The sequence below is a fragment of the Microcystis sp. CS-574 genome, assembly GCF_028329095.1.
In the GTDB taxonomy this organism is placed as follows: domain Bacteria; phylum Cyanobacteriota; class Cyanobacteriia; order Cyanobacteriales; family Microcystaceae; genus Microcystis; species Microcystis ichthyoblabe_A.
The window spans coordinates 1-3143 of record NZ_JAQMSY010000260.1 but is presented as its reverse complement, the minus strand read 5'-3'; the positions used below and the strand labels follow the sequence as shown (position 1 = coordinate 3143).

At 46.0% G+C, this 3143-nt stretch carries 2 protein-coding genes; both read left to right on the top strand.

Annotated elements, in window-relative coordinates; genetic code table 11:
* Window positions 1-335: 335 nt before the first annotated feature.
* Entirely contained in the window at window positions 336-2186 is a 1851-nt protein-coding gene (locus PN470_RS21760) for a polysaccharide deacetylase family protein (RefSeq protein ID WP_272105073.1), read from the top strand.
* Between the two features lie 45 nt (window positions 2187-2231).
* Complete coding sequence (gene gloB / locus PN470_RS21755; RefSeq protein ID WP_103112793.1) at window positions 2232-3005, top strand: hydroxyacylglutathione hydrolase; 774 nt, start codon at window positions 2232-2234, stop codon at window positions 3003-3005.
* The last annotated feature ends 138 nt before the right edge of the window (window positions 3006-3143 follow it).

The following is a 3143-nucleotide window of genomic DNA, read 5'->3' as shown; positions in this document are numbered from 1 at the left end:
GGTGTGGGGTGTAGGGTGTGGGGTGTGGGGTGTGGGGAAATAAGGAGAATCAATAAAGGTAGTCTATTGACAACTGCTCACTGATTACCACTGTCCACTGAAAACTCAAATCTGCTCACTGATAACTGCTCACTGATAACTGATAACTGATGAGGGTGTTCTGGAAAACTTGACAAGGGAACGGATTACAGAGAAACTCAGCTTGTAATCGGTGGGCTTTGCTGACGAGAAAACAAAAGCCAAAAATCTAGATAAAAAGCAGTTTTTTCGGTAAATCAGGGACTATCTGCTTTTTTACTTTTTCTTTTTTACTTTTTACTTTATTACTTGATCTTATGCGTTGGCAAGCTCGGCAAAAATCTTCGTTTCCTTTCCTTCCCCTATACGGATTTTTGGCATTTATCGTCACTTGTCTGATTATTTGGGCAATTTCTCTCTATCCTCGTTCTAATGCTCTGGTGGGGGGTGATTATCTTCCCGCACCTTTTAGGGAGTTTCAACCGGAATGCGCGGATTATGTCCTAGAAGATAGTTCCTTTAAGGATATATCGAGAATTTTTGACTGTAAAACCTATAAAAACATCTCTGATCGAGTGATTCTACCCCTATCTCTCCAAAAAAACGATATTAGTCTCGATAATTGGCAAAATAACTCGACAACAGCGATCGAATTAGCACCCTGGCCAGAAATTCATCCCCGCGCTCAAGAGACAAAAGTACCGATTTTAATGTATCACGACATTTTACCGGAAAAAGAGGTATTCTTTGACGTTACTCCCGCCGAATTAGAGGCACATTTTCAATTTTTGCAGGAAATCGGGGCAACTCCTATCAGTATCGATTGGTTAATTTCCCATCTGCGGACAGGTATTCCCCTTCCCGCTAAACCAGTTTTATTGACTTTTGATGATGGTTATGGGGGACATTACCAGTATGTCTATCCTTTATTGAGAAAATATAACTATCCTGCCGTTTTCTCGATTTATATCAATAAAATGGCTCAAAAAACTGGTAGAACCAGTGTCACTTGGCAACAACTCCAGGAAATGGCCGCCGATCCTCTAGTACAAATTGTCTCCCATAGTGTTAGTCATCCCCGGGATTTAAGATTATTGTCCGATGCAGATTTGGAGCAAGAAGTCAAGCAATCGAAACAAATCTTAGAAAAAGAATTGGGTATTCCGATTAATTATTTTACCTATCCGGAAGGGAAGGCGGACGATCGAGTGAAGGAATTCGTCAAAAAAGCGGGTTATCGGGCGGCTTTATCGATGAATGACCTCGATGAGCATTTTGCTGGACAATCCCCCGATTTACTCACGATTGGACGCTTTGGGCAATCGCGCACCAGAGAGGTTGTCCCGCAAGCTTGGGGAGGTGATCCCTTACCCCGTACCGATGGCGGTTTTAACTTTGCCACCACCATCCAAAAACGGGAAGTGGAATTTCCAACTAATACACTTGTATTAATTAGTGGCGGGATTCCCAAAACCATCCACGCTGATAGTCGCTATCAAGTGGAGGAAATTATCGCCGGTACAGAAGCGATCGCGGCTGTAGATGGCGGTTTTTTCTCTCTCAAGGAATTGGACTCAAATCAGATGATTGGGCCAGTTTTAAGCGAAAATGGCGGCTTTATACCGGGATATGAGGGAGAAATCGACAAGTTAGAGGGTCGTCCTTTAGTAATCATTACCGATCGATGGGTGCGTTATCTTCCCTTTGATCCTGCCCGTCATAATACCCTAGAAGGAATTGCAGCGGAGGCTAGAAATGATCTCAAGGTTACGGATGCTTTTGTCGCGGCCGCTTGGTTAGTCAAAGATGGACAACCACAATCGCGAGAATCCTTTGGTACACTTTACGGTTTTGATGCCCTGCGTCACCGGGCTTTTTGGGGGATTAATCAGGCAGGACAGCCAGTAATCGGGGTTTCCAGAGACCCGATCGATTCCATGGCTTTGGGAGAATTATTAGTACAGGCAGGCTTTCGGGACGCGGTGATGTTGGATTCAGGAGCAAGCACTTCCCTCGCTTATCAGGGCCAATCGCAAGTGCATTATACTCCCCGTCCCGTTCCCCACGTTGTCGCTTTATTTCCCCCCACAGAAACCTATATTGTTCCCATTAGTCATGTGGGGATTCCCTGCGTAATTTTTGCCGATTCCTGTGCTGCGGGGAGTTAGGTTAGCACTATATGATCGAGTTAAACCTTAGCCCAAGATTCTACCATGGAGATCGAACGTCTTAACGCCCTTTCCGATAATTATATTTTCCTCCTCTACGATCGAGCGCAAAAAATCGCGGCCGTGGTGGATCCAGCAGAACCTGAACCGGTTTTCAGGCGATTAGAGGCTTTACAGGTGGATTTAGTCGCTATTTTCAATACCCATCACCACGGCGACCATGTGGGGGCTAATCAGGCTTTAATTAATCGTTATCCCCATCTTTGTGTTTATGGGGGAAAGGAGGATCGCGGTCGCATTCCGGGCCAGCAGCTGTTTTTAGAGGAGGGAGACCGGGTGGAATTTGCCGGTCGCCGGGCCGAGGTTTTCTTTGTCCCCGGCCACACTCGCGCTCATATTGCCTATTATTTTCCCCCGGTTAACCCCGGAGATTACGGCGAGTTATTCTGTGGTGATACCCTGTTTTCGGGGGGTTGTGGTCGTTTATTTGAGGGAACACCGGGGCAAATGGTGGCTTCTTTAACTAAATTGCGATCGCTGCCTGACCAGACTAGGGTTTGGTGCGCTCACGAATATACGTTAAATAATTTAAAGTTTGCCTTGACAGTTGACCCTAATAATGCTGCTCTGCAGCAGCGTTATCGGGAAGTGGTGAAAAATCGCGCTGAAGATATTCCCACGATTCCGGCAATTTTGGGGACGGAAAAGCTGACTAATCCTTTTTTGCGTTGGGATAGTCCCGCTTTGGCCATGACCATGGATAGCAGCGAACCAGTACAAGTGTTTGCACGGCTGCGGGGCAAAAAAGATAATTTTTAAGTAGTGGCTAAGTAGGTAGGTGTTAAAAACTGTCAAATCCCCCCTTATTAAGGGGGGTAGGGGGGATATCCCCTTATTAAGGGGGGCAGGGTGTGGGGTGTGGGGTGTGGGGTGTAGGGTTGATTCATGAATCAACCC